At 73.1% G+C, this 22,882-nt stretch carries 20 protein-coding genes and 1 pseudogene; 8 read left to right on the top strand and 13 right to left on the bottom strand.

The window, feature by feature from the left end; translation table 11 throughout:
* Positions 1–59 precede the first annotated feature (59 nt).
* Positions 60–131: pseudogene (locus ACT3SP_RS12395) on the bottom strand (hypothetical protein); the annotation flags it as partial.
* A gap of 10 nt (positions 132–141) precedes the next feature.
* Here ACT3SP_RS12395 and ACT3SP_RS12390 point away from each other — a divergent pair.
* The gene (locus tag ACT3SP_RS12390) at positions 142–624 is read left to right on the top strand and encodes a hypothetical protein (RefSeq protein WP_444587601.1); all 483 of its coding nucleotides are present in this window, start codon (positions 142–144) and stop codon (positions 622–624) included.
* On the opposite strand, the gene ACT3SP_RS12385 is transcribed toward ACT3SP_RS12390, so the two are convergent.
* The 3 genes from ACT3SP_RS12385 to ACT3SP_RS12375 all read right to left on the bottom strand — a co-directional run bounded on the left by ACT3SP_RS12385 (position 614) and on the right by ACT3SP_RS12375 (position 2,798).
* Entirely contained in the window at positions 614–1,798 is a 1,185-nt protein-coding gene (locus ACT3SP_RS12385) for a YeiH family protein (protein WP_444587600.1), read from the bottom strand. The two genes, ACT3SP_RS12390 and ACT3SP_RS12385, sit on opposite strands and share 11 nt — an antisense overlap.
* Entirely contained in the window at positions 1,795–1,953 is a 159-nt protein-coding gene (locus ACT3SP_RS12380; protein ID WP_444587599.1) for a hypothetical protein, read from the bottom strand. Before ACT3SP_RS12380 ends, ACT3SP_RS12385 begins: the two co-directional genes overlap by 4 nt.
* Positions 1,954–2,147: 194 nt before the next feature.
* Complete coding sequence (locus ACT3SP_RS12375; RefSeq protein WP_444587598.1) at positions 2,148–2,798, bottom strand: mismatch-specific DNA-glycosylase; 651 nt, start codon at positions 2,796–2,798, stop codon at positions 2,148–2,150.
* A gap of 45 nt (positions 2,799–2,843) precedes the next feature.
* Here ACT3SP_RS12375 and ACT3SP_RS12370 point away from each other — a divergent pair, with 45 nt between their 5' ends.
* On the top strand, positions 2,844–3,446 hold the full coding sequence (locus ACT3SP_RS12370; protein ID WP_444587597.1) for a thymidine kinase: 603 nt from the start codon (positions 2,844–2,846) through the stop codon (positions 3,444–3,446).
* Here the strand turns inward: ACT3SP_RS12370 and ACT3SP_RS12365 are convergent.
* On the bottom strand, positions 3,439–3,906 hold the full coding sequence (locus ACT3SP_RS12365; protein ID WP_444587596.1) for a hypothetical protein: 468 nt from the start codon (positions 3,904–3,906) through the stop codon (positions 3,439–3,441). The genes ACT3SP_RS12370 and ACT3SP_RS12365 overlap by 8 nt on opposite strands.
* 180 nt (positions 3,907–4,086) lie before the next feature.
* Between ACT3SP_RS12365 and ACT3SP_RS12360 the strand changes: the two genes are divergently transcribed.
* Positions 4,087–7,323 (top strand): GH92 family glycosyl hydrolase, encoded by a 3,237-nt coding sequence (locus tag ACT3SP_RS12360; protein WP_444587595.1) that lies wholly within the window; start codon positions 4,087–4,089, stop codon positions 7,321–7,323.
* On the opposite strand, the gene ACT3SP_RS12355 is transcribed toward ACT3SP_RS12360, so the two are convergent.
* The 4 genes from ACT3SP_RS12355 to ACT3SP_RS12340 all read right to left on the bottom strand — a co-directional run bounded on the left by ACT3SP_RS12355 (position 7,257) and on the right by ACT3SP_RS12340 (position 12,111).
* A complete protein-coding gene (locus ACT3SP_RS12355; RefSeq protein WP_444587594.1) occupies positions 7,257–8,117 on the bottom strand; it encodes a YwaF family protein in 861 nt (286 codons plus the stop codon). The genes ACT3SP_RS12360 and ACT3SP_RS12355 overlap by 67 nt on opposite strands.
* 118 nt (positions 8,118–8,235) lie before the next feature.
* Positions 8,236–10,338: a PTS fructose transporter subunit IIABC gene (locus ACT3SP_RS12350; protein ID WP_444587593.1), complete on the bottom strand. Its 2,103-nt coding sequence runs from the start codon at positions 10,336–10,338 to the stop codon at positions 8,236–8,238.
* A 58-nt stretch (positions 10,339–10,396) separates the two neighbouring features.
* On the bottom strand, positions 10,397–11,353 hold the full coding sequence (locus ACT3SP_RS12345; protein WP_444587592.1) for a 1-phosphofructokinase family hexose kinase: 957 nt from the start codon (positions 11,351–11,353) through the stop codon (positions 10,397–10,399).
* Positions 11,350–12,111 (bottom strand): DeoR/GlpR family DNA-binding transcription regulator, encoded by a 762-nt coding sequence (locus ACT3SP_RS12340; RefSeq protein WP_444587591.1) that lies wholly within the window; start codon positions 12,109–12,111, stop codon positions 11,350–11,352. The genes ACT3SP_RS12345 and ACT3SP_RS12340 overlap by 4 nt, the downstream gene beginning before the upstream one ends.
* A 351-nt stretch (positions 12,112–12,462) precedes the next feature.
* Here ACT3SP_RS12340 and ACT3SP_RS12335 point away from each other — a divergent pair, with 351 nt between their 5' ends.
* The gene (locus ACT3SP_RS12335) at positions 12,463–12,984 is read left to right on the top strand and encodes a phosphoribosyltransferase (protein WP_444587590.1); all 522 of its coding nucleotides are present in this window, start codon (positions 12,463–12,465) and stop codon (positions 12,982–12,984) included.
* A gap of 12 nt (positions 12,985–12,996) precedes the next feature.
* On the opposite strand, the gene ACT3SP_RS12330 is transcribed toward ACT3SP_RS12335, so the two are convergent.
* On the bottom strand, positions 12,997–14,568 hold the full coding sequence (locus ACT3SP_RS12330; protein ID WP_444587589.1) for a glycoside hydrolase family 10 protein: 1,572 nt from the start codon (positions 14,566–14,568) through the stop codon (positions 12,997–12,999).
* A gap of 128 nt (positions 14,569–14,696) precedes the next feature.
* Positions 14,697–15,710: a DUF808 domain-containing protein gene (locus ACT3SP_RS12325; protein ID WP_444587588.1), complete on the bottom strand. Its 1,014-nt coding sequence runs from the start codon at positions 15,708–15,710 to the stop codon at positions 14,697–14,699.
* A 184-nt stretch (positions 15,711–15,894) separates the two neighbouring features.
* Here ACT3SP_RS12325 and ACT3SP_RS12320 point away from each other — a divergent pair, with 184 nt between their 5' ends.
* Both ACT3SP_RS12320 and ACT3SP_RS12315 read left to right on the top strand, forming a co-directional pair.
* Positions 15,895–16,542 (top strand): SDR family oxidoreductase, encoded by a 648-nt coding sequence (locus ACT3SP_RS12320; protein WP_444587587.1) that lies wholly within the window; start codon positions 15,895–15,897, stop codon positions 16,540–16,542.
* Positions 16,543–16,741: 199 nt separating this feature from the next.
* Positions 16,742–17,899: an MFS transporter gene (locus ACT3SP_RS12315; RefSeq protein WP_444587586.1), complete on the top strand. Its 1,158-nt coding sequence runs from the start codon at positions 16,742–16,744 to the stop codon at positions 17,897–17,899.
* 106 nt (positions 17,900–18,005) lie between these two features.
* Here ACT3SP_RS12315 and ACT3SP_RS12310 read toward each other — a convergent pair whose 3' ends face one another.
* Positions 18,006–18,317, bottom strand: a complete 312-nt coding sequence (locus ACT3SP_RS12310) for an acylphosphatase (RefSeq protein WP_444587585.1) — start codon at positions 18,315–18,317, stop codon at positions 18,006–18,008.
* Between the two features lie 98 nt (positions 18,318–18,415).
* Between ACT3SP_RS12310 and ACT3SP_RS12305 the strand changes: the two genes are divergently transcribed.
* On the top strand, positions 18,416–19,309 hold the full coding sequence (locus tag ACT3SP_RS12305; protein WP_444587584.1) for a GNAT family N-acetyltransferase: 894 nt from the start codon (positions 18,416–18,418) through the stop codon (positions 19,307–19,309).
* Positions 19,310–19,343: 34 nt separating this feature from the next.
* Here ACT3SP_RS12305 and ACT3SP_RS12300 read toward each other — a convergent pair whose 3' ends face one another.
* On the bottom strand, positions 19,344–21,815 hold the full coding sequence (locus ACT3SP_RS12300; protein WP_444587583.1) for a phosphoketolase family protein: 2,472 nt from the start codon (positions 21,813–21,815) through the stop codon (positions 19,344–19,346).
* 334 nt (positions 21,816–22,149) lie between these two features.
* On the opposite strand from ACT3SP_RS12300, the gene ACT3SP_RS12295 reads away from it, so the two are divergent.
* The gene (locus tag ACT3SP_RS12295) at positions 22,150–22,866 is read left to right on the top strand and encodes a PepSY domain-containing protein (protein WP_444587582.1); all 717 of its coding nucleotides are present in this window, start codon (positions 22,150–22,152) and stop codon (positions 22,864–22,866) included.
* The last annotated feature ends 16 nt before the right edge of the window (positions 22,867–22,882 follow it).

Here is a 22,882-nt window from a genome sequence, read left to right as displayed (position 1 = left end):
GAGCGGTGCTCCCTGTACTGGGCGAGCTTCGCGTCCACCTCCTGCTGGGTGCGGCCGGTGATCACCGCGGCCTGCACGACGAACTTCGGATCGGAGGGATCGCGGCCGGCCTCCTCGGCGGCGGCGCGCACGGCGGGGACCGTGCGCTCCCGCACCCGGGTCTACTCCCAGGGCAGCGGATCCACCGCGGCGACCGATCCGCTGGTCCAGCAGCTGGTGGGACGGCTGTCGGCGAAGGTGGCCTCCGCCCAGGACGCCGTCCTGGCGGCCGCCCGCGCGCTCTGCCTCGCCCAGAGGGCCGTCGGCACGCAGGACCAGCAGCGGCTCACCGATGAGGCGGAGCTGCGCACCGTCCAGGCGCAGATCACCGCGGTCGCGGACGTCCTCTCGGTGACCACCGAGCTGTTCGAGGTGGGAGGGGCCTCGGCGACCTCGCGCGGTCGAGCACTGGACCGCCACTGGCGCAACGCCCGGACCCTGGCCTCGCACAACCCGGTCATCTATCAGGAGCGGGCCGTCGGGGACCGGCTCCTGAACGGGACCGACCTGCTGTACTTCTGGTCGACGGGGGAGACGCGGCCCGGGGCCGCGGACGCCGAGCGCGGAGGCCGCCTCAGAAGCTGAAGTCGCGGAACAGCACCACGGCCAGACCCAGCCCCACCACGAGGTTCACGAGCGTCGCGGCGGCGAACACCACGATCGGCTTCCACCCGGACTCCCGGATGCTGGAGGCGTTGAACTCGAGGCCGATCGAGACGAAGGCGAGGGTCAGCGCCCACACCTGGATCTCCTTGGCGGCGTCCAGGCGCGGCTCGAGCTGCTCGGCGCTCAGCGTCTCCCCGAGCGCGGTGGCGATCACCGAGGCGAGCAGGAAGCCGAGCACGAACTTCGGGAACCTCTCCCACAGCATCGCCAGGGACCGTCGGTCACCGAACCGGCCGGGCCGCGCGGCGCCGTCGGCCGGCGCGACGCGGAAGGAGAAGTAGAGGGTCAGCAGGACCGCGACCACGCCCAGCAGGGCGTTCTGGGTGACCTTGACGATCGAGGCGATCTGCAGCGGCTGCTCCCCGGCGACCGCGCCCGCGGCCGTCACCGCGGCCGTGGTGTCGATGTTCCCGCCGATCCAGGCCCCCGTCACCGCCGGCGGCAGGCCCATCAGGTCCGCGAGCCAGGGCAGCAGGAAGATCGAGGGCACCGCGAAGACGATCACGAGCGTCGCGGTGTAGGCGAGCTGCTCCTTCTTCGCCTCGACCGCGCCCGCGGCGGCGACCGCCGCGGAGACCCCGCAGATGGACAGGGCGGAGGCCAGCAGCGCCCGCAGCTTGTCGTCCAGGCCGAGCAGCCCGGCGAACCACCAGGTGAACAGGAACACGACGGTGATCAGCAGGATCGCCTGGACGACCGCGGGACCGGCCGCCCGGACCACCACCGCGAAGTTCACGGTGGCGCCCAGCAGCACCAGGCCGACCTTGATGAACAGCTCCGTGCGGAACGCGGCGGCCATCCGTCGTCGCAGCCCCGCGAGGGAGAGGACCGCGTTGGCGGCGAACCCCAGCGCGATCGCATAGACGGGATACTCGACGGCCTCCGCCACCTGCCCGATCGCGGTGCCGGCGGCGACCGCGGGCACGAGGTCGGTGAGGACGGAGACCGCTCCGGCGAGGAGCAGCACGATCACCAGGCCGAGGGCGGTCCAGAGCGGCGAGGTCGTGGCCCCGGGCTCCGGAGGCTCGCTCGGTGCCGGATCGCGCTGCTCGGGAGCCGTCGAACCGCCGGACGCGGGGTGCGCGGCGCTCATGGGATCAGCTCCGGGCCGATCAGGCCGAGCATGCAGGCCGCGAAGATCAGCAGGCCCGCGATGGTCGCGATCCAGTCCTCGGTCAGCGAGAACCGCTTGTGGTCATCAGGGTGCTCAGCGTGCTCAGGGTGCTCGGGGCGGTCGCTGCGGCTCACCGCTGGCTCCTTCGGATCGAGAGGTCCCGGGGATCCGGCCCTCCCGGAGGGGTCGGGCCGGACCTTGGCACCCTAAGCCATCCGCGGTCTCCTCCGCGGTGCCGCACCAGGTCGTTCCCCGTCCGTTCCCCGAGACGTCGGGCGGCGGTCACTCCCGTCGTGGGCCCGCCCGCAGCGGGCTCTCCCGTCGGGGGTCACCCCTCGTCGACGTGCTCGACGCCCGCGGCGCGGGCCACCTCGCGCCAGTCCTCGGCGAGGGACGCCACGGTGGCGTGGGCGTTGAGCCCGCTGGGCTGCGGCACCACCCACAGCTGCACCGCCTCCGGCCAGCCCTCGATCCTCGAGGCGTCCTGCCGGCCCGGACGGGCCCGGGGCTGCGCATAGGCGGTGCGGAACGCGGTGATCCCGGCGATCGCGACCGCCCGTGGCCGCAGAGCGTCCAGCCGGGGGACCAGGTCAGCGCCGCCGCGTCGGAGCTCCTCGCGTCCCAGCTCGTCGGCGCGCGCGGTGGCGCGACCTATCAGATTGGTGATGCCGATGCCGCGGCGGTGGAGGTCCTCCTCGTCCTCGGGATCCAGGCCCCGTGAGGCGTCGACCGGGCGCGAGGTCAGGCCCGCCCGGTGCAGAGAGGGCCAGAAGCGGTTCCCGGGACGGGCGAAGGGGGCGTTGACCGCCGCGGTCCACAGGCCCGGGTTGATCCCCACGATGAGCAGCCGCAGCGACGCGCCGTGCTCCGGGCCGGGCAGCACGTCGTCGATCGCGTCCGGATCGGGGGTCGCGAAGGCGGCGAGATCCTGCCGGGTGGGCTTCCGGCCGGCCAGCGGGGAGGGGCGCCGAGTGCTCATCCCGGCACTGTACCGACGGGCCCACGGCGCGCGTAGCCTGAGCCCATGCGCGCCATGGAGGCAGGACGACTGCACGTGATCGCCGGCCCGATGTTCGCCGGCAAGAGCGAGGAGCTCCTGCGCCGGGTCCACCGCGCCCGGCTGGCGGGCCTGCACGTCGAGGTCGTCGGCCACGCGCTGGACGATCGCGGCGGCGCGGACCGCCTGAGCACTCACGTCGGGCGCAGCGCCCCGGCGCGGATGCTCCAGGTCGCGCAGGAGCTGCTGCCCCTGGCCGATGCGGAGCACCCGGACATCCTCGCGATCGACGAGGCCCAGTTCTTCGGCCCCGACCTGGTGCCGATCCTGGAGCGCCTGCTGGACGCCGGGATCCAGCTCGAGGTCGCCGGGCTCTGCCTCACCTACGACGGCGGGCCGTTCGAGCCGCTGCCCACCCTGATGGCGATGGCCGAGGAGGTCGTGAAGCTGACGGCGGTGTGCACCGTCTGCGGCGCAGACGCCGCCTTCCACGTCCGCCTCGTCGAGGACGGCTCCGACGCGCTGCGCGCGACCGCGGCACAGGTGGGTGGGGTGGAGTCCTATCAGGCGCGGTGCCGCAGCCACCGGATCGACGCGGCACCCGCGCCCGGGCAGGAGCCGATCAGGTGATCGGCTCCGTGCCCTCCGAGACGACCTCGATGCCGTCGAGGTCCCACTGCCCGTCGATGCGGCGCACGTAGTAGCGCATCTGCACCTCGACCGACTCCCCGCCGTCCGAGTAGCTCTCGGTGACCTCGAAGATCGCGTATCCCTGACGGTTGATGCGGTCGTCGACCTCGTAGTCGATCCCGCGGACACCGCCCACCTGCTCCTCGAAGACGGGGCAGCTCGAGAGCCCGGTCGCGTCGCGGAAGTCCTCCGTGGTGGAGTCCATGAACAGCTCGCAGTCCGTGGTCGCCAGCGAGGTGTAGAAGTCCTCGAGCGTCGACTGCGGATCGCCGCGCGTGAGCAGCTGGAATGCGATGATCGCCGCGAGAACGGCCACCACGAGCAGCCCGGCGGCGGCCGCTCCTCCCAGCAGCAGCCAGTGCCAGAGCGGCCGGCCGGTCCGCCCCGAGGGCGCGGGCATCGGGCGCCCCTGCGGTGCCTGTGCGTGGACCATGTGTTCCCCCGGGACTCCGTGCGAGCTCTGAGGGCAGTATCCCGCATGCCCCGTCCCCGGGGCGCGGGGAGGGCTCCGCCGCCTCCGCGCCGGGTGTCGGGGCTCGCCTCGCACGGCGCGGGCACCTCAGTCGCTAGCCTGGCGCGCATGATCGCCTCAGCAGACCAGGGCCCGTTCGGATCGCCGACCAGCAGGGACGGCGCCGGGTTCCTCGCGCCGTCGGCCGTGCGCTACGAGGGCGCCGCCGGCGAGCGGGACGAGACGCCGCTGCCGGTGCTTCCGGGCGTGGAGGAGGTGCGCGGCCGCACCATCGCCGAGCACGAGGTGCTGCGCTGGTTCGTGCACCCGGTGCTGGACGCGGCGCAGACCTGGGGCGCGACCCACGTCGCCCTCGACCTCGTGCTCGAGGACGGCAGCCGCCTGTCCGACCACTCGCCGCGCGACCAGTACGGGACCGAGGCCACCGCGCGCGGGCTCGGCGAGGGCAGGATCCTGCTCGCCGCGCAGTGGAACGACGTGCAGGTGGATCTCTCCGCCGTCGTGGGCCGCACCATCTCCGAGGTGCTGGTGGTGCTGGAGGCGCCGGAGGATCCCGAGGCAGGTCTCCTCGACGCGGCCGACGGCGAGGACCCCGGCGAGGACGCGCAGGCGCGGCTCAGCGGCTGGATCGACGGGCCGTACCTGGGGCCGCCGCCCGCCGACCCGCCGCTCGCGGACCCGGTCGCCTGGGTCGACACCCGGCGCGGCACCAACGCCTCCGGCGACTTCTCGCGCGGGAACACCCTGCCGCTGACCGCGCTGCCGAACGGCTTCGCGCTGTTCACCCCCGCGACCGACGCCCGCACCCGACGGTGGGTGTACGAGTACCACCGCGCGAACGGGGAGGACAACCGGCCGCGCCTTCAGGGCATGGCGCTGTCCCATCAGCCGAGCCCCTGGATGGGGGACCGCCACCAGTTCATGATGATGCCGCTGCTGGGCCGGGATCCCGATGCCACTCCGGCGGCGCGGTCCCGCGGCTTCGACCACGCCGCCGAGACCGCCGGGCCGGACCTGTACGAGGTCGCACTCGACGGCGGCATCGGTCTGCGGCTCGCTCCGACCGACCACGGAGCGGTCTGCGAGATCGCGCTGCCCCCGCAGGCCGAGGGCCGCCATCTGCTGCTCGAGGGCGTCGACGACCATGCCCGGCTCGACGCCGCCGGCGCCGTGTTCGACGGGCAGGTGCGCGCCTGGATCGACTCCGGCCCCGAGCAGGGGTACGGCCTCGCCGACGGGGCGACCCGCATGTACCTGCTGGCCGAGGTCGAGCCGGCACCGATCTCCGTCCGCGCCGCGCGCGGCGAGTCGGGCGGCAGCGTGCTCACCTTCGCGCCCGGCACCGAACGGGTGACGGTGCGCCTGGCGACCAGCCTGCTGGGGACCGAGCAGGCACGGCGCACCTTCGACCAGGAGCTCGCGGGCCGCGACATCGAGCAGGTGCGCGAGGCCGCTCACGCCGCGTGGGCCGAGAGGCTGCAGGTGATCGAGGCGCCCGACGCCACTCCTGCCCAGCGCCGCACCCTGTACGGGAACCTCTACCGCCTGAACCTGTATCCCAGCTCCCACTGGGAGAACGCGGGCACCTGCGAGCGGCCCGAGCCCGTGCACGCGAGCCCGGTGCTCCCGGTGCGCGGCGCCGCCACCGACACCCGCACCAACGCCCAGGTGATCCCGGGGAAGCTCCATGTCAACCACGGCTTCTGGGACACCTACCGCACCGCCTGGCCGGCGTACGCGCTGCTGTACCCGCAGCTCGCCGCCGAGCTCGCCGACGGCTTCGTCCAGCAGCACCGCGAGGGCGGCTGGATCGCCCGCTGGTCCTCGCCCGGGTACGCGGACCTGATGACCGGCACCAGCAGCGACATCGCCTTCGCCGATCTGCAGGTCAAGGGCGTGCCGCTGCCCGATCCGCACGCCGCCTACGAGTCGGGGCTGCGCAACGCGACCGTCGCCCCGGTGTCTCCTCAGGTGGGTCGCAAGGGCAACGAGCGCGCGGTCTTCACCGGCTACGTCGACACGGACACCCGAGAGTCCGTGTCCTGGGCCCTCGAGGCGCACATCAACGACGCCGGGCTCGCCGCGCAGGCCCTGCTGCTCGCCGACCGCGCCGAGGAGGAGGGGGAGGCGGACGCCGCCGCCCGACTGCGCGAGGAGTCGCACTACCTGCGCGCCCGCAGCCTGAACTATGCGCTGCTGTTCGATCCGGAGATCGAGTTCTTCCAGGGGCGCCGGCCGGACGGCTCCTTCGCGCTCGGCCCCGAGGAGTACGACCCGCGCGTCTGGGGCGGGGACTACACCGAGACCGACGGCTGGAACTTCGCCTTCCACGTCCCGCACGACGGCGAGGGACTGGCCGCCCTGTACGGCGGGCGGGACATGCTGCGCGGCCGGCTGGAGGAGTTCTTCGCGACCCCCGAGCGGGCCGATCTGCCGGGCACCTACCGCACGGTGATCCACGAGATGGTCGAGGCGCGGGAGGTGCGGATGGGCCAGTTCGGCATGTCCAACCAGCCCTCGCACCACATCCCCTTCCTGTTCCATCACACCGGCGCGCCGGAGGAGGCCTCGCGGATCGTGCGCGAGGTGCACCGGCGCCTGTTCGTCGGTGAGCGGATCGGCCAGGGCTATCCGGGGGACGAGGACAACGGCGAGATGAGCGCCTGGTGGCTGCTCACGGCGCTGGGCCTGTACCCGCTCCAGCTGGGCACCGGCCGGTACCACCTGGTGGCGCCGCTGTTCCCGCGGGCGACCGTCCACCCCCTCGGCGGGGAGGCCTTCACCGTGACCACCGAGTCGTCCTCCCCGGAGGATGCCTGCATCGTCGCGATGACCGTCGAGGGCGAGGAGCACCGTGGGGCCTGGATCGACCACGCGGCCCTGCGCGGACGCCTCCACCTCACCCTCGCGGCGGAGCCCGCCGACTGGGGCGAGGTCCCGCCCTCGCTCAGCGCCCCGGGGGAGCGCCCGCAGCCGCTGCGGGACCTGTTCGCGACCACGGCGGAGAACCCGCTGCTGGATGACGACTCCCGCACCGAGCAGGCCTTCGACTCCGCGAGCGCGGTCATCGACCTGCCGGTGCTCGGCGAGCCGCTGCAGGCTCGCTTCCTCACCCTGACCTCCTCCGCCGAGAGCGACGGGGACCCGATCGCCTGGCGTCTCGAGGGATCGACCGACGGACGGGACTGGGAGCTGCTCGACGCCCGCAGCGCCCAGCAGTTCCGCTGGCGCCGCCAGACCAGGCCCTTCGAGATCGGCGCTCCGCGGCCCTGCACGCATCACCGGCTCGTGGTCACGACATCCCAGGGTCCGCTGCGACTCGCGGAGATCGAGCTGCTCGCCTGAGCCTCGGCGGGGCGGCGCACCAGGCCGCCCCGCCCGCTGAGCGGGGTGCCCGCGCGGCGGTCCCGCAGCACCCACGGCAGGGTCATCAGCGACCACACCACCGCGATCAGCACCGCCTCCAGCAGCAGGTACTGCGGCCACGGGCCCAGCAGGTCCAGGATCGAAGGGCCGGCGGGAGCGCGGTTGAGGTAGCCGTAGTTCGCGCCGGTCAGGGCGTTGCCGGTCACCGCGATCAGCGCCCACCCCACGGTCACCGCGAGGGCGACGGCGCAGCCGCGCCAGGTGGGCCGGTATCCGAGTCCCCACACCAGCACCACCGGGGCGAGCACTCCCGCGCCGTGCGCGATCCAGTACTGCGCGAACTCCAGCGGGATCCACACGAAGTAGTTCACGTCGGGGGTGAGCACGGACTGCAGGTTCAGGGTCAGTCCCCAGAAGTAGGCGACGACGATCGCCCAGCGCGCCTGCAGGATCAGGGCGATCGGGACGATGAAGCGCAGCGCGTCGGAGTAGTGCAGGGGCAGCGACTCGTGGAGGTTCCAGGCCCACGGCATGAACCCCCACAGCGTCCAGAGCGCGGAGTTCACCAGCAGCACCCAGCCGACGAGCCGCAGCGCGCGGTCCACCCGCTCCACAGCGCTGCGCCGCGCCCGACGGACCAGCAGGACCGCGACGAGCACGAGCAGGGCGAGCACGGCCAGGTGCGTGCCGCCGTAGGCGGGCATGTGCCCCAGCGAACCCTCCGCCACCAGCTCGTGCGGGAACGCGGTCGCGCGCACGGAGTCCCCCGCCATCACCCGCACCTCCGCCCACCCGCTCCCGCGACACGGCCGAGCATAGGCGAGCGCCCCGCCGGAGCGGGGCGCTCGCCGCGAGCTGCGCGATCAGGGCCGGGGCCTCGGCGGCGCCGGATCAGGCGGCGGCGGAGCTGCGTCGCAGACCGAGCTCCTTGAGCCCTGTCACCAGCGCCGCGGAGATCAGCGTCCCCACCAGGATCGCGAGCACGAAGCCCCACACCGGGGAGATCGCGAAGGCGACGAAGATGCCGCCGTGCGGGGCCTGGGAGCCGACGCCGAGGGCCATCACCAGCGCCCCGGTGACGGCGCCGCCGGCCATCGAGGAGGGGATCACGCGCAGCGGATCGGCGGCGGCGAAGGGGATCGCGCCCTCGGAGATGAAGGCCGCGCCGAGCAGCCAGGCGGTGGTGCCGTTCTCCCGCTCGACGGGGGAGTAGAGCTTCCGTCGCACCACGGTGGACAGCGCCATCGCGAGCGGCGGCACCATGCCGGCGGCCATCACGGCGGCCATGATCTGGAACGCGGCCTCGGTGCCCTGGGACAGTCCCGCCGTGGCGAAGAGGTACGCGGCCTTGTTGACCGGTCCGCCCAGGTCGAAGCACATCATCAGCCCGATGATCACGCCGAGCAGGATCGCCGACGAGCCGGACATCCCCGTCAGACCGTCCTGCAGCGCGGTCATCAGCGAGGCCAGGGGACGGCCCAGGAACACGAGCATGAGCCCGCCGACCACGAGGGTGGTCACCAGCGGGATGATCACCACCGGCATCAGACCGGCGAGCCAGCGCGGCGGGGTGAGGGTCGTGAACCACAGCGCCACCAGACCGGCCAGCAGGCCGGTGATCAGACCGCCGAGGAAGCCGGCGCCGACGGCGACGGACACGGCACCGCCGATGAAGCCGGGGGCGATGCCGGGCCGGCCGGCGAGGCCGAAGGCGATGTAGCCCGAGAGCGCGGCGACCAGGAAGCCCATGCCGAGGTTGCCGAGGGTGAACAGCACGGCGCCGAGGTAGAGCGCGAGTCCCGCCTTCTCCGTCTGCATCTCCCCGGTCGGACCCTCGTAGGTCAGGTGGTCGGGCAGCGAGCCGAGGGAGAAGGCGGTCGCGACGTCCTCGGCGACGAAGGCGACGTCGAAGCCCGCGATGAGGAAGCCGAGCGCCATCAGCAGACCGCCGGCGGCGACGAAGGGGATCATGTAGGACACGCCGGTCATGACGGCGCCCTGGATCCGGCGCGGCCAGGACTGCCTGCTGCCGGAGTCGGCACCCGCGTCCGAGGACTCGCCGGAGGTCGGGACGCGGCGGGCCGCGGGGTCCGCGGCCGCGGAGACGGCCTCGTCGATCATCTGCGGACCGTGGGAGATGGCGCGCTTGACCGGGTGCTCCACGAGCGGGAGCCCGGCGAAGCGCTCGCGCCCGGAGATGTTCACGTCGGCGGCGACGATGAGTGCGCTCGCCGCGGCGATCTGCTCCTGGGTGAACGGGGTGATGCCGCCGGAGCCCTGGGTCTCCACGTGCAGCTCGATCCCCTTGTCCTTCGCAGCGTTCTCGAGCGACTCGGCGGCCATGTAGGTGTGGGCGATGCCGGTGGGGCAGGAGGTGATCGCCAGCAGCACGGGGGTCCCGTCCTCGGACGTCGAGGTCCCGGCGGCCGCGGCCCCGGCGGCCGCGGTGCTCGCGGTCGCCCCCGCGGCGGCGGCCCCGTCGCCGGAGGCGCCCTCCGGCGCGGCGGGTTCGCCGCTCGCGGGGGCCGCGGCCTTCTCGGGTTCCGGCTCGACGACGCCCATCACCAGGTCCGAGACCTCCTCCGGCGTCGTCGCCGCGCGCAGGTCCGCGAGGAACTCGGGTCGGATCAGGGCGCGGGAGAGCTGGGCGAGGAGCTGGAGGTGCTGGTCGTCGGTGCCGGCGGGCGCGGCGATCCCGATGACGAGGTCCGCAGGGCCGTCGGCGGAGCCGAAGTCGACGGGCTCGGCCAGCCGCAGGAAGCCCAGCGCCGCCTCGTGGACCGCGTCGGTGCGGCAGTGGGGGATCGCGAAGCCGCCCGGCATGCCGGTGGCGAAGGATTCCTCGCGCTTCAGCAGCCCGGCTTCCAGGCCGTCGCGCTCGGCCCGGCCGGTGGCGGAGATGAGATCCGCCATCAGACCGATCACGGCGTGCTTGTCCCCGGGAGGCGTCACCTCCAGGCGGACCAGATCGGGGGTCATCAGGGGTCCGGACATGGGGTTCTCCTTCGAACGGTCCCGCGCACGGCGGGACGGGGGTGGTGGGAGCGGGAGGTCAGAGGCGGACCACGGCGGACGGATCCGGTCGCACCTGGTCGGGACGGGGGATGGTGGTGCCGGGGAGGCCCACGGCGGCGGTCCCGTAGGCGAGGGCGCGCGCGAGCCGCTGCCCGGGCCGCTCCTCGAGGGCGAGGGCGATGAGGTAGCCGGCGGTCGCGGAGTCCCCGGCGCCGACGGTGGAGACGACCGGGCCGGCGGGGGAGGGGCCGTACCAGACGGTGTCGTCGGTGACGAGGAGTCCGCCGGCCCCGCCGAGCGTCACCAGGACGGTGCCCACTCCGCGGTGGTGGAGGTCCAGCGCGGCCTCGCGCACCCCGTCGAGCTGTCCGGCCCCGGCCTGGTGCTCGAGGGTCTCGCCGTCGGCCCCGACGATCTGCCCGAGCTCCTCCGCATTGGGCTTGAGGAAGTCCGGGGCGCTGCCCGGCAGGGCCGCGGCGAGGGCTGCGAGCGGGGAGTCCGAGGTGTCGACGCCGACGCGGGCACCGCGCTCGTGCAGCGCGTCGACCAGGCGCACGTACTCGTCCACGGGCAGGCCGGGTGCGAGCGAGCCCGAGAGCATCACGAGGTCCCCGGCCGAGACGGCGTCCAGCAGCAGACCTTCGAGCGTGCTGACCTCCGCCGCTCCCAGCGGTGCGCCGGGCTCGTTGAGCTTGGTGGTCGTCCGCGGGGCGGAGAGCACGGTGAGGTTCGTGCGCACCTGGCCGGCCACGGGGCTGCTGCGGTGGGGGAGGCCCTCGGCGGCGAGGAGTGCGAGGAGGGGGTCGGAGTCCGCGGCGGGGAGCACCGCCGTGACGGGGAGCCCGGCCCGGTGGACGCCGAGCGCGACGTTGATGCCCTTGCCCCCGGGCTGGGTGGTGTCGGCGGCGATGCGGTGCACGCCGCCGGGGGTCAGGGCGCTCTCGAGCTGAACGGTGCGGTCCAGCGAGGGGTTCGCGGTGAAGGTGACGATCATGCCGTCACCACCTCGACGCCGGCCTCGCCGAGGGCGGCGCGCAGGGGCTCGGGCGGTTCGGCGTCGGTGACGAGGACGTCGACGTCGGCGAGGTCCGCGAAGGTGACCAGGTGCGTGCGGCCGAGCTTCGAGGAGTCGGCGAGCACCACCCGCCGATGTGCCGAGCGGGCCATGGCCGTCTTCACGGCCGCCTCGTCGGGGTCGGGGGTGGAGAAGCCCTCTGGTCCCAGCCCGTTGCATCCCAGGAAGGCGACCTCGGGGTGGAGGAGGCGGATCGCGTCGACGGTCGTGGAGCCGACGGCCGCCTCCGTGGCGGGGCGCACCCGCCCCGGCAGCACGTGCACCGCGAGGTCCGTGTGGCGCAGGGCCCCCTGCGCGATCGCGGGGGCGTTGGTGATCACGGGGCCGCGCCGCCCGGCCAGGTGGGGGAGCAGCTCGCCGATGGAGCTGCCGGCGTCCAGCAGCACGGCGGCCTGGGGGTCGGCCGGCAGCAGGCTCGCGGCGGCCAGCGCGATGCGCCGCTTCGCCTCGATGTTGGTGATCCGGCGGGACTCGAGGTCGGGCTCGACCTCTGGGCTGTGCCGGGTCACGGCCCCGCCGTGCACACGGTCGAGCAGGTCGTGCTCGGCGAGCTGGTCCAGGTCGCGCCGGATGGTCTCGGCGGCCACCTCGTACTGCGCGGCGAGATCGGTGACGGCGACCCGGCCGGTGTCGGCCAGGACATCCAGGATCTGGCGACGGCGCTCTCTGGCGTACATGGGATCCACCTGCTTCATCGACGGGGCGGGGGCGGCCGACGGGAGGCGTCGCGCTGCGATGGACGAGACTCTACGCGCATAAGTCACATAAAACAACAGTGTGGGCATGTTGGAATATGTGGGTAGGTGCCCACTGGTCCGCGAGGTCGCCGCCCAGCGGCGCGGTCGAGCGCGTCGACGAGACGGGGAGCACCTCGAAGCCCCCGCGGACGGCGAGGCTCCGACGCGGGCCGACCCCGCCGGGGCGGATGAGGCACGGGGCACCCGGGGCCGGCTCGACGCCCGGTGCGGACCGCCGGGCCGCTACCATCGATCCACGCCGCGCCGCCCGCACCCGAGGAGAATCCACCGATGTCCCAGGCCTTCCACGCCGATTCCTCCGACCTCGTCGTCAAGGAGGTGCTGAGCTGGGAGCTGTTCGGCACCGCGTCCCGCGAGCTCGCGCAGAGCATCGCGGACTCGGACTTCGATCCCGAGATCGTCATCGCCGTCGCGCGCGGCGGGCTGCTGCCGGCCGGGTCCCTCTCCTATGCGCTCGGTCTCAAGCTCGCCGATGCGATCAACGTCGAGTTCTACACGGACGTCCACGAGACCCTGCCCGATCCGGTCCTGCTCGCCCCGATGCTCGACACGGAGTCGATCCAGGGCAAGCGGCTGCTGGTGGTCGACGACGTCGCGGACTCCGGGCGGACCCTCGCCCTCGTGCTCGACCTGCTGCGCGAGATGGGCGCCGACGCCCGCAGCGCCGTGCTCTACGCGAAGTCCGCCTCGGTCATCGCGCCCGACTTCGTCTGGCGCCGCACCGACGAATGGATCGTCTTCCCCTGGTCCGCCGAGCCGCCGGTCACCGCGGCTCCGGCCGCCGACGCCTGAGGGTCGCCCCCGTCAGCCGCGGACGGCGCGCGCCGTGGACGGGGCGCTCTGCCGCCAGGTGCGGTCGTACGCGGTGACGGCGTAGTGCCCGCCGCCGTCGGCCCCCTCGTGCACCAGGAGCCCTGAGGCCCGGTCGGCCCGCACCACCGCCACCAGGTGCCGTCCGTCGGCGAGCTGGTCCTCGCCCGTCTCCGCCGTGGGGAGATGCCACAGCGCGACGGAGGTCGCCCCGCGGGAGCGCCAGCGCACCTGCACCCCCTCGTCGACCGTGCGCACCGACACCACGCTCGGCGCCTCGGGGGCCTCGCCGGGCACCGACCCGAGGGCGGGCACCACGGCCGGGTGCGCGTAGTGCCGTCGCACGAGGTCGTCGACGGCGCCCACGGCGTCGTCGCGCAGGCTCGCGGCGCTGAAGAGCACGTTGCCGTCCACCTGCGGCAGCGAGCGGGTGAGCTCGAGGTGGTCGCCCAGCTCGGTGACCTCCTCGAACGTTCCGTCGATCGCCTTGTACGCGGCCTCGCCGATGAACAGCCCCACTCCGGTGCCCTCGACCTTCTCGGCCCACCAGAGCACGAGGGTCTCGTAGTCCGCGGCCTCGTGCCCGACCTCCCAGTAGATCTGAGGGTTGATGTAGTCGACCCAGCCCTCGCGCACCCAGCGCAGCGAGTCCGCGGAGATGATGTCGTAGGACTCCGAGCCGCTGGTGTCCGAGCCCTCCGGATCGCTGCTCGCGTTGCGCCAGATCCCGAAGGGGCTGATCCCGAAGCGCACCCAGGGCTTCTCCGCGCGGATCCGTTCGTGCATCTCGCGCACCAGCAGGTCGATGTTCTCCCGACGCCAGTCCTCGATCGACATGCTCCCGTCCGAGTGGTCGGCGTAGGTCGCCTCGTCGGGGTACGTCTCCCCCTCGACGGGATAGGGGTAGAAGTAGTCGTCGAAGTGGGCGCCGTCCACGTCGTACCGCGAGATCGCGTCCATCATGGCGTCCTGCACGAAGGCGCGCACCTCGGGAAGGCCGGGGTCGTAGTAGAGCTTCCCGCCGAAGGGCCACACCCACTCGGGGTGGAGCCGGGCCGGGTGGTCCTCGACCAGCTCGGGCTCCTCGGTCATCGCCACCCGGTAGGGGTTGAACCAGGCGTGGTGCTCGAGCCCTCGTGCATGGGCCTCCTCGATCTGGAAGGCCAGCGGATCGTAGCCCGGGTCCCCGCCCTGGGCACCGGTGAGGTACATCGACCAGGGCTCGAGGCGCGAGGGCCAGAAGGCATCCGCCGTGGGACGCACCTGCGCGATCACAGCGTTCAGACCGAGCTCCTGGGCGAGGTCGAGCCAGCCCAGGTACTCCTCCTGCTGCTCCTCGGCGCTGAGCCCGGTCCTCGAGGGCCAGTCGATGTTCTCCACCGAGGAGAGCCACATCGCGCGGAACTCTCGCGCGGGCGGGACCGCGGCACCGGCACCGGGACGAGGGCTCTCCGCAGCGGCGTCGGCGCCGGTGAGGGCCGCGCCGACGGCGGCGGCGCCGAGGGCGGCCGAGGTGCCGGCGGTGGTGGACAGGCGCAGGAAGGATCGACGATCGACGGGATGCACGGCGCTGTGGCTCCTCGCTCGGGGATGAGGGGGATCCACGGTGGCACAGGGGCCCTGCCCCGGCAAGCGGACCGGAAGGGCCCCGGCACGCGGACCGGACGGCCCTGGTGACCGCACCGCGCGCCGGGTCAGCCGCCCTGACGCCCCTGGGGGGACGCGGTGCCGGAGCCGCTGTCGGCGGCCGGCGCTCCGGCGCCCGCACCCGACCCGTCCCCGTGGTGCCCGAACGGCAGGACGTGCACCACCGCGGTGGCCACGGCGCCCACGAGCAGCCCGAGCACGAGGGAGAAGAAGGTGTCGACCAGCCAGGCCAGCACCGCTCCGACGCCGGCGACGCCGGCGACCAGGCCCTCGAGGTGGTGGACCACGCCGTAGGGCTGGGCGAGGCCGAGCTCGTGGGTGCCCTCGAGCAGGATGTGACCGCCCACCCACAGCATCGCGATCATGCCCACGTAGCTGATGACGTCCATGACCCGGGGCATCGCCCGCACCAGGCCGGTGCCGAACCTCTGCCTGGCCTCGGAGGCGTCCTCGTCCGCCGCCATCGACAGGCCGATGTCGTCCATCTTCACCAGCAGGCCCACCGCGCCGTAGACCAGGGCGGTGATGCCGATCGCGATCACCACCAGCACGGCGGCACGGATCCACAGGCTGTCGGCATCCACCGAGTTCATGGAGATCACCATGATCTCGGCGGAGAGGATGAGATCGGTGCGGACCGCCCCGGAGACGACCCTGTCCTCGGCGTCCGCGCCCTTCGAGGAGGCGGGCGCCTGCTTGGGCTTCCCGCGCACCAGCTCCCAGATCTTCTCCGCGCCCTCGAAGCACAGGTACAGACCGCCGAGCATGAGGATCGGGGTGAGCAGCCAGGGCGCGATCACGCTCAGCAGCAGCAGGACCGGAAGGATGAACACGAGCTTGTTGCGCAACGAGCCCTTGGTGATCCGCCAGATGATGGGCAGCTCCCGCTGGGGCTTGATCCCCTGCACGTACTGCGGGGTCACGGCGGCGTCGTCGATCACCACCCCGAGTGCCTTGGAGCCGGCCTTGGCGGAGGCGGCGGCCACGTCGTCGGCGCTCGCGGCGGCCAGGCGCGCGATCGCGGCGACGTCGTCGAGGAGTGCGGCGAGCCCACCGGCCATGCTGAGGTCCCTTCCGGAGGAGACGGCCGCCGGGGCGGCGACCCGGCTCAGGATAGCGGCGCACGGGGCATCCGACGGCGACGGGAGCGCGCACGCCGCGCACGCGGCCGTTCACGGCTCCACCCTCTGCGAACAGAGCCGTCAGGGCCTCGACCTGCGGAGCGTGCGGTGACAGAGTGAGGGTATGGATATCGCACTCATCGGAGGACATGGCAAGGTCGCGCTGCTCGCGGCGCCGCTGCTCGTGGAGGCGGGGCACACGGTGCATTCCGTGATCCGCAATCCCGAGCATGCGGGCGACGTCGAGGCGACGGGCGCTCAGGCGGTGCTCAGCGACATCGAGACCCTCGACGCCGGCGGCTGGGACGATCTGCTGCGGGGCAGGGACGCGGTGGTCTGGGCCGCCGGAGCCGGCGGCGGGAACCCGGAGCGGACCGTGGCCGTGGACCAGGACGCGGCGATCGCGTCGATGGATGCCGCGCAGCGCGTGGGCGCCGAGCGCTACCTGATGGTCAGCTACTTCGGTGCCTCGCTGGATCACGGCGTGCCCGAGGACAACCCCTTCCACGCCTATGCCGAGGCGAAGGCCCGTGCCGACGAGCACCTGCGCGGCTCCGAGCTGACCTGGACGATCCTCGGCCCCTCGGGGCTCACGCTCGAGGAGCCGACGGGACGGATCGACCTCACCGCGGTCGAGAGCGGCACCGTCTCCCGCGGGAACGTGGCCCGCACGATCGTGGCCGCTCTCGCGCGTCCCGCCACGGCCGGGAAGTTCCTCACCTACAACGACGGCGAGCAGGAGATCGGCGAGGCCTTCGACGCCGTGCGCTGATCTCCCGACGACGACGGTCCCGGCGGCGCGAGCGGCCGGGGCCGTCGACTGCGTCGTGCGCCGCAGCTCGTGGGCCCCAGCTCGTGCGCCCCGTCCGCGGGCCGCCGGGCGCGGGATGCGCGATGCCCTGAGAACCGAGAGAGCCGAGAGAGCCGAGAGAACCGCGGGGATCTGAGATCCGCGAGGACGAGGAGCAGCAGTGGACAGCGCACGCCGATGGGCCGGGGTGGTGGCCCTCGCGGTGGGGATCTTCGTGCTCATCACGATCGAGGAGCTGCCGATCGGCGTGCTCAGCGTGATGGCACCGGATCTCGGGGTCAGCGAGGGCGTGGCCGGGCTGGCCGTCACCGTGCCCGGTCTCCTCGCGGGCGCGGTGGCGCTGTGCACCCCCGTGATCGTGCGCGGCATGGATCGGCGCCTGGTCCTGGTGCTCGCCCTGGTCTCGGTGGTGATCTCGTGCGCGCTGAGCATGGTCGCGCCGAACTTCGCGGTGCTGCTCCTCGCGCGTCTGTTCGCCGGGATCTCGATCGGTCTGTACTGGGCGGTGATGGCGATCGTCGCCATCGGCCAGGTGCCTCGCGAGCACACCGCCCGTGCGCTGACCATCGCCTTCAGCGGGGCCGGGGGCGCGCTCGTGCTGGGGGTGCCGGTCGCGGCGTGGATCGGCGCCCACGTGGGCTGGCGCGCGGCCTTCGCCGTGGTCGGGATCCTCGCCGCCGTGGTCGCCGTGCTGCTGCTGGTGCTCGTCGAGCCCGTCCGCTCCCCGGTCAAGGTCACCGGGAGCATGATGCTCGCCGCCGCCCGCACCCGGGGCGTGCGCTACGTGCTGGCGCTGACCGCACTGGTCGTGGTGGGACAGTTCATCACCTACAGCTTCGTCAGCCCCGTCCTCGTCGAACGCGGCGGGGTGGGACTGACCGACATCGGGCTGATGCTCCTGCTCTACGGGATCGCCGGCCTCGCCGGGAACTTCGCCGTCGGCCCGCTGCTGCGCCGCAGCCCGCCGACGGGCGTCGCGGTGGTCGTCGTCGGCACCACCGCCGCTCTGCTCGCCGTGCTGCTGGTGATGGACTCCCCGCCGCTCGCCCTGCTCGTGATGCCGCTGTGGGGGCTGTTCGTGGGAGCGATCTCGGTGGCGCTGCAGGCCTTCATCGCCTCGGAGGCCACCGCGGTGCTCGAGGAGGGCACCGCCCTGAACAGCGCGGCGTTCAACACGGCGATCGCGGTCGGCGCGCTGATCGGCGGGCTGATCCTGGACGCCGCGGGCCAGACCCCGATGATCCTCACCTCGGCGATCATGGTCGGCGCCGGCGCGCTGCTGGCCGTGCACTATCTGCGCACTCGCGTGATCAGCTGACGCGCTGGTGATCGGCTGGTGATCCGCTGATGCCCGGTGAGCGAGCAGGCCAGGGCGGGGCAGGGGACGCGTCCGATCGCGAGGCGGGATCCCGGGTCTCCCGGGGTCAGCCGGCGACGCGGAAGGAGGCCGCCCCGCGCGGGGGCTCCCGCCGCACGTCGATCCCCTCGACACTCGCGCTGCCGGGCCCCTCCCGCAGGTGCTCGATCATCGCCCCGACGGCCTCCGCCGGGCCCTCCACATCGGCCTCCACGGACCCGTCCAGGAGGTTCCTCACCGTCCCGGCGACGCCGCACCGCTCCGCCGCCGCGGCGGCGTCCATCCGGTAGCCGACGCCCTGGACCCTGCCACGCACCCGCACGACCCGTCGGACGGTCCCGTGCGCGACGTCCGTGCTCTCCGTGCCCTGAGTCTCCATGCTCCGAGGGTAGCGGCCGGCACCTCCCGGCGGCAGGGGAGCGCATGCGGCGCAGAACTGCGTGGACACGGCGACGAGGGCGATGATGGGATCCGCACATGACCTCGATCTCCCTGACGGTCCCGTCCCCGGACGAGCTCGCACCGGTGCTCGCCGTGCTGAGCGCCTGGCAGAAGGACGCGGGCCCGCTCCAGCTGCACCCCGGCGACGTCGGCTGGCACCACCTCCGGGGAGCCGAGCGCGCCGCCGCGGACCTGCGGCTGTGGCGCCGGGGCGGCCGTCCCGTCGCCCTCGGGATGCTCGACGGGCGCGATCTGCTCCGCACGGCGCTGGATCCCGCCCTCGTCGAGGACCGGGAGATCGCCCGGGCGATGGCCGCGGATCTCCTCGATCCCGGGCGCGGTGCGCTGCCCGACGGGCGCGTCTTCCTCGAGGCGCGCGGCGCGACCGCCCTGCGCGAGGAGCTGATGGCGCGCGGCTGGGTCGTGGGCGACCCGTGGGTGCCGCTGCAGCGGGATCTCGGCGCACCCGACGACGACCTCGACCTGGCCGCGGAGGAGCCGGCCCTGACTGTCGAGGAGGTCACGGCCTCGAGCGTCGCGGAGTACACCGCCGTGCACCGTGCGGCCTTCGACAGCGAGGGAGTGACCGACGAGCGCTTCCGGGAGTTAGCCGGCTCCCGCGCCGCCCGGGAGTCGGTCTCGCTGCTCGGCCGCGACGGCGCGAGCGCCGCCGCGATCATCACCGTGTGGTCGGCCGGCGCCGGCAGGCCCGGGCTGATCGAGCCGCTCGGCGTGCATCCGGCCCACCGCGGTCGCGGGCACGGACGGGCGATGTGCCTCGCCGCCGCCGCACGGCTGCGGACGATGGGCTCCTCGAGCGCCGTCGTCTGCACACCGCGGTCCCTCACCGGGGCGGTCGCGACCTACGTCGCCGCCGGGTTCCGGCGCCTGCCCGACGTGCCCGACCTGGCGCGGGGCGCCGCGGGCTGACCGCAGGCACGGCTGGTGCCACGGCGCCCCCGGCTCACCCGTTGTCGCCGCCGGTGTCCTCGAGCGCCCTCGCGGTCGCGTCGTCCCCGCCGTCGCCCCACTGCCACTGGGCGATCTCCGGGACGTCCTCGCCGTGGGTGTGGGCGTGGGCGCGGGCACGGATCCGCTCGTCCTCCATCCGCTGGCGCAGCAAGGCGTATCGCGTCCCCATGCCCTCGACGCGGTCGATCACGTCCATCACCAGGTGGAAGCGGTCGGTGTCGTTGAGCATCAGCATGTCGAAGGGGGTCGTGGTGGTGCCCTCCTCCTTGTAGCCGCGCACATGGATGCGGGAGCGGCGGTCGTGGCGGTAGGCCAGGCGATGGATCAGCCACGGGTAGCCGTGGTAGGCGAAGACCACGGGGACGTCCTCCCCGAAGTACCCGTCGAAGTCCCGCTGGGACAGGCCGTGCGGATGCTCGCTGTCGTCCTGCAGGCGCATCAGGTCCACCACGTTCACCACTCGCACCGCCAGGTCCGGGACCTCCTCGCGGAGGATCTTCGCCGCGGCGAGAACCTCGATCGTGGGGATGTCGCCCGCGCAGGCGAGCACGACGTCGGGGTTCTCGCCGGGCCGCTCCGTGCCTGCCCACTCCCAGACCCCGAGGCCGCGCGTGCAGTGCACGATCGCCTCGTCCATGTCCAGCCAGTTCGGGTTCGGCTGCTTCCCGGCGACCACCACGTTCACGTACTGCTTCGAGCGCAGGCAGTGGTCGAAGGTGGACAGCAGCGTGTTCGCGTCCGGTGGCAGGTACACCCTCACGATCTCGGCCTTCTTGTTGACCATGTGGTCGATGAACCCCGGATCCTGGTGGGAGAAGCCGTTGTGGTCCTGGCGCCACACGTGCGAGCTCAGCAGGTAGTTCAGCGAGGCGATGGGCCGGCGCCACTCGAGCTCGTTCGTCACCTTCAACCACTTGGCGTGCTGGTTCACCATCGAGTCGACGATGTGGATGAACGCCTCGTAGGAGGAGAACAGGCCGTGCCTGCCGGTGAGCAGGTAGCCCTCGAGCCAGCCCTGGCACTGGTGCTCGGAGAGCATCTCCATCACACGCCCGGCGCGGCCGAGGTGCTCGGAGCGGTCGTGCTCCTCGAGCTCCGCGCTCCACTGCTTGTCGGTGACCTCGTAGACCGCCTGCAGCCGGTTGGAGGCGGTCTCGTCGGGGCCGAAGATCCGGAAGTTCTCCGGGTTGTCGCGCACGACGTCGCGCAGCCAGGTGCCCAGCACCTTCGTCGCCTCCGCGACGGAGGCACCGGGGAGGGTGACCTCCTGGGCGTAGTCGCGGAAGTCCGGCAGGCGCAGCGGCGTCAGCACCGAGCCGCCGTTGGTCGACGGGTTCGCGGACATCCGCAGCTCGCCCGACGGCGCGGCCCCGGCGATCTCCTCCAGGAGCGTCCCGTCCTCGTCGAACAGCTCCTCGGGGCGGTAGGAGCGCAGCCAGCGATCGAGGTCCGCGAGATGCTCGTCGGTGTCGCGGGCGCTCGCCAGCGGCACCTGATGGGAGCGCCACGAGCCCTCGGTCCGCTGACCGTCGATCTCCTCGGGGCCGGTCCATCCCTTCGGCGTGCGGAACACGATCATCGGCCAGGCCGGGCGCTCGCTCTCGCGCCCTGCCGCCGCGTCCTCCGCGGCGCGGGCCTTGATCTGCGCGATCTGGTCCAGCGCCTCGTCGAGCACCTCCGCGAAGCGCTCGTGGGTCTCCAGCGGGTCCTCGTCGTCGAACCCGCCGGTGAAGAACAGCGGGGCGTGCCCGTAGCCGCGCAGCAGCGCCCCGAGCTCCTCCTCGCCGATCCGGGCGAGCACCGTGGGGTTGGCGATCTTGTAGCCGTTCAGGTGCAGGATCGGCAGCACCGCCCCGTCCCGCTGCGGATTGGCGAACTTGTTCGAGTGCCACGAGGTGGCCAGCGGGCCGGACTCCGCCTCGCCGTCCCCGATGACGGTGAAGGCGATCTGGTCGGGATTGTCGAACATCGCGCCGTAGGCGTGGGAGAGGGAGTATCCGAGCTCGCCGCCCTCGTGGATCGAGCCGGGGGTCTCCGGCGCCACGTGGGAGGGGATCCCGCCCGGGAAGGAGAACTGCGTGAACAGTCGCTTCATCCCGGGCTCGTCCTCGCTGACGGCGGGGTACACCTCGGAGTACGTGCCCTCGAGATAGGTCGAGGCGACCAGTCCCGGGCCGCCGTGCCCGGGACCCGTGATGTACATGGCACGCAGCCCGCGCTGGAGGATCGCCCGGTTCGCGTGGGCGTACAGGAAGGTCAGGCCCGGGGTGGTGCCCCAGTGCCCGAGGAGGCGGGGCTTGACGTCCTCGCGCTGCAGCGGCCGGCGCAGCAGCGGGTTGTCCATGAGGTAGATCTGCCCGACCGAGAGGTAGTTCGCGGCCCGCCACCAGGCGTGGAGCTGCTCGAGATCACGTCGTGTCGGGGTGGTGGAGGGGGAGTTCGGCCAACGAGGAACAGTGGTCATGGCGCCTTCCTGGGTCCGGTTCCCTGCGGGAGGCCCCGCAGGGACGACAGGTTCACCGTAGGTCCCCTCGCGATGGCGCGGAAGGGACCTTCCTCCCGTGCTCCCGGGCTCCAGGTGCGGGGACGGCATCGGCCGGTGAGGCCTCCCGTGAGGCCTCCGAACCCGCTCTGATGAACCCCGGATGAGGTCCCGATGAGAGAGTTCTCAGAGAGGTGATGATCGCTCTGACCAGCGCTAGCCTGGGCACATCCGAAGCACGCCGGGAGCACCGGCGTCAGATCAGCGGAGTCCGCCGCCCCGGGCGGCGCGGCTCCTCGAGGACAGCGAGGACCCCATGACGCGCACCACCACCCGACTCCGCACCACGACCCGCGCCGCCGCGCTCGGCGCGCTCGTGCTCGCCCTCGCCGCGGGCTGCGGCGGGGCCGACGACGAGGGGGACGCCGGCGCGCCGCCGGCCGACGACCCCGGCACGGCGCAGGACGAGCAGGACCAGGACGAGCAGGACCAGGACGGCGACGACGCCTCGGACAGGAGCGGCTCCGACGGCGCCGCGAGCGACCAGGGCGGCGCCGAGCAGGGCGAGGACACCGCAGGGTCGACCGAGGCCCTGCCGCGGGACGCCGACCTCGCCACGGAGGAGCTGCCGATCACGGCGGAGCGCGCCATCGAGATCGCGACCGAGGAGGTGGGCGGCGGCGACCTCACCCAGATCGAGATCGACCACGACGACGACGTCTGGGAGTGGGAGCTCGAGCTGGTCCTGGACGGCACGCAGCACGAGCTCGACATCGACGCCACCACCGGCGAGGTGACCGAGCACGAGACGGACGACGACGACCGGGACCCGGTCGTCGACGTCACCTCCCCGCTCTCCTACGACGAGGCGATCGAGATCGCGCTGGGGGAGGAGCCCGGCCGGGTCAGCGGCTGGGAGCTCGACTCCGACGACGGCGCCATCCGCTACCAGATCGACATCGACCGCAGCGAGGGCGGCGACGTCGAGGTCGAGATCGACGTGGAGACCCGCGAGGTCCGCGTCGACGACTGAGCCCTCCCGGCCCGCG

It is taken from the genome of Brachybacterium sp. AOP43-C2-M15 (assembly GCF_052446295.1).
Taxonomy (GTDB): domain Bacteria; phylum Actinomycetota; class Actinomycetes; order Actinomycetales; family Dermabacteraceae; genus Brachybacterium.
Note: the sequence above shows the minus strand (reverse complement) of the source record. Positions and strands in the feature narration are given on the sequence as shown.